Annotated in this window: 4 protein-coding genes; 1 reads left to right on the top strand and 3 read right to left on the bottom strand. The window is 42.5% G+C overall.

Translation table 11 applies throughout. The features are described from left to right. A partial coding sequence (locus QMC96_13080) for a CDP-glycerol glycerophosphotransferase family protein (GenBank protein ID MDI6877688.1) occupies positions 1–625 on the bottom strand: 625 nt, incomplete at its 3' end. A gap of 226 nt (positions 626–851) precedes the next feature. On the opposite strand from QMC96_13080, the gene QMC96_13085 reads away from it, so the two are divergent. Continuing rightward, positions 852–1,583 carry an IS5 family transposase gene (locus QMC96_13085; protein ID MDI6877689.1) on the top strand — a complete coding sequence of 244 codons (732 nt, stop codon included), beginning with the start codon at positions 852–854 and terminating at the stop codon, positions 1,581–1,583. Positions 1,584–1,859: 276 nt separating this feature from the next. Here QMC96_13085 and QMC96_13090 read toward each other — a convergent pair whose 3' ends face one another. Further along, on the bottom strand, positions 1,860–2,870 hold the full coding sequence (locus QMC96_13090; GenBank protein ID MDI6877690.1) for an NAD(P)-binding domain-containing protein: 1,011 nt from the start codon (positions 2,868–2,870) through the stop codon (positions 1,860–1,862). Continuing rightward, positions 2,867–3,432: hypothetical protein (locus QMC96_13095; GenBank protein ID MDI6877691.1), on the bottom strand; the 566-nt coding region annotated here is incomplete at its 5' end. The genes QMC96_13090 and QMC96_13095, both read right to left, overlap by 4 nt.

A 3,432-nucleotide genomic window follows, 5' to 3' on the forward strand; every position in this document is an offset into this window, starting at 1 on the left:
TATCCGCGTTTATAAAGAGGTAATCGTTACGTGGCTGACCAGTAATAGCAATTTTTCGCGGATCGATAAGAAAACTAGCCGCTAATGCATTTCTAGTAGTGCTTGATGTCGCGATTAGCATATCATTGATTTTTCCCCATCTTTCAACATCTTTTAGCTCACCATCTGCGGCTGAACCTGTCAGATATCCCAATGACTTTAATGGCATCCCATGCCATAGATTTATCCTGTACTGATTTTTTACCTTAACTTGAGAGCCCTGATAATGAGTTGCTATTATATATTTTGACCTAAAAATATAGTATAATCCCCATATACTTTTGATAAGATGGGCATTTATTCCCTTTTGATTTAATAATTGTAACATTTTAGGATCGTTGACCAGCCAGACAATGTTGTATTGTGAGTTTATGCGATTTTTAATGATATATTCATATAGCGCTTTTGCATTATCTGAAAAATCAGGAGTACTGGAAAATAAAATCTGGTTATCTTTTTTCGGAATTATTGCATTTAAAATTCGTAATATCCCAAAAATAAGGCCTATTATAGCGTTTTGACCTGAAGACTGCCAAATCCTTATTATACTATGCGGTTTAGACCATCCAGACAGGATGAACACCATTCAATAAAATTTTCTAAGACTAGCAAGATATATTTAACGGAATTGCGTGGATATCCTAGAGGACATCCCAAAACGCCAATGCGACCTGACGGTAGCAGGTTCGACGGATTAAAATCAACGAGTTCATTCCCTCATCGATTTTCATGTATAAATTATAAGACCCTTGGGCTCTGTAGAGATCCTCTCAAACCCTAATTCTTGGCGGGCCGGGGAATATCTATGAGAAATGCGGCTCCTTATTGATGAGATCATCCCGCACTTCACCACGCTCCACAAGTTCCTCCAACGACTCTCATCGCTCTGGGTGACACGGATCCAGAAACGACGGGTCTCCTCTCTGTATCAACGAGGCGCAGTAATATCCGTCACCGCGATCGATGCCTCTGGATTTACCAGTGCCTATGCCAGCTATTACTACTCCCTCCGGACCGGGAAGACCCGCAAACGGTTCCTGAAGGTTTCCCTGGCGGTTGACACAACCACCCACGTGATCCTGGCCGCTGCCATGACCCGACATCCGATCTCCGACGTGCGGATGGCCCGCAACCTGCTCAAAGAGTCCCATCGAACACGGAAGGCTGCCTGCTACGTTCTCGATAGGGGATACGATGCTGAGTCCATCCATCGCCGGATCCGCGAGGAGATGCACGCTGAATCCCTGATCCCGGTCCGACATCGGAAGCGGAAGCGGATCCATGGACGGTATCGGAGGGAGCTCGCCAAAATATTCGATGAGAAGACCTATCACCGCAGAAACCTTGTGGAAACCGCGTTCTCCGTCCTGAAACGAACGCTCGGAGAGAGTCTGAAGGTGCGGAGATACGGGCACCCGGTCAAGGAGATCAAGGTCAAGATCCTTATCTACAATCTGGATAGGTGGATTAAGAAAACTCTCATTATTGTCATCTCTGGGGGTTTCTACAGGGCCCATCTTTTGTTGTCACACCTCATAGGATGAAGTCATCAAACTTTCCGTGGCCTAATGAAGAGATCAGCAAAATGTGGAATCCATCAACCAGAGATCTAAAAAAATAAAAGTGGAAACGCTCTACTTGATTCGATCTAGATTACATCGGTAGTCCAGCATTACTGAAAAAATTGCGGACGAATTGAGGTGTTCTATCATTTTATATATATCGATACGAACACATTGGACACCTATTCCCCGGTCTGAGCCAAGCTGACACGCATATCATGATGATATGAAATAATAGAAGGATGATCGCAATCGATTTCAGCGATTCCCTTTGGACAATTCAATTATTCCATCGGATAATTCAGATTTTATAAGAGAACCGGCGGCTTTCCTTACGTTACTGTTCCCACACAATACATCGAATACAAATTTTGCAATGGGCATGTAGACATTATGTTTATCTGCCAGTTCAATGATTCCTTTAACAGACTTGGATCCTTCAAACGTTACACTGGAATCTAAATAGGGAGTTCTTATTAAATTTTTCCCGATCATCAGCCCCAATGTCCGATTTCGACTCTTATCTACATTAGCAGTCAGGTTAAAGTCCCCAAAACAGCAGAATTTTGTGAAGATATCTTTATCATGAGAGATCTTTCGAAGGAAGGTACACATCTCTTTATAACACACGTTTAAGAACATGTAGTGTTCGTTGTAGTTACTATAAACGGAATCCCACATCCCCGTCCCGATTGCATAAACATTTTTAAGCGCACCGCATAACTCGACTGCTCGGACGTCGTCTGAAAAATCTAAGATAAACCCTCCAAAGAGATCCGACATTGCTTCTCTTAGTGAAGAACTATCAGTGCCTATCGTAGCGGCAGCAATGTGACCGTATGCAATCTCATCGGCAAAGTTTGGTCCTGAGAAACTGATAATATGGGGGTTCCTGGACTCATCCCGAATCACCTCGCTCATTGTTTTAAGGGACGGGTATTCAAGTCCCTTGGCGACTGTAATAAGGATCGGATCAGCAAGTTCATCATGGATGGCATGAATGACAGATCGGACTTCGCTGGATGGTATAGTTATAATTATGCCCTCGCAGTCTGCAAAATCCGGGCTGTCCTGCATTATTTTTGCGTGAATATTGGGATTTAAGCGTAGACCAGGAAAATAATCACTATTACATCGGGTGTTGTTAATCGAATCAATAATCACTCGTCTCCTTCCATATAATACAACATTTTCAACCCTGGAGGAGATACTCTGCGCAAGGGCGGTGCCCATGCTCCCGGCGCCAATGACCCCAACCTTCGAAATCATACGAACTGCCTTCGTTCGCGGTCACAAATGTTTACAATGCTCTGCGCGTACCTCAAATCGTGGATATCGTCAATTTCAGTCCATTTGAGACCATTTGTGAACGAATAAGCAAGGCATCCTCTCTTAGAGAGTATTGGGTATATAAAATCATAATAATTTTTTAAATTATCATTAACCAGCGATTTTAACAACTTCTTTGCTACTTTGAGATCATCTCTTGCGATGGTCGAGAGGCCGATAAACTCCCCTGTTGCGTTCTCTATTGGCACAGTTTTTCCCATCTCAATAATTTGATCACCTACTATCCTTAATTTAAACGATTCTTCGGTGAGTACTTTTTTATTATCCACTGAAATTGCAGTTTGGCCTATTTGCAATAAATTGTTCAAGATTGTGTAGTCGTATAGCACATCACCGTTAAACACAATGACGTCATCATCTACGTTATCTAACCCGATATGAAGAGAGTGGGCTGTATTCGTCGAGAGAAAGGCTTCATTATGAACTAAATTAAAATTAGTATCATATTTCTTCTCTAATGTAGTACAGATTTCCTGTACGA

This window comes from Methanomicrobiales archaeon, from assembly GCA_030019205.1.
GTDB lineage: Archaea > Halobacteriota > Methanomicrobia > Methanomicrobiales > JACTUA01 > JASEFH01.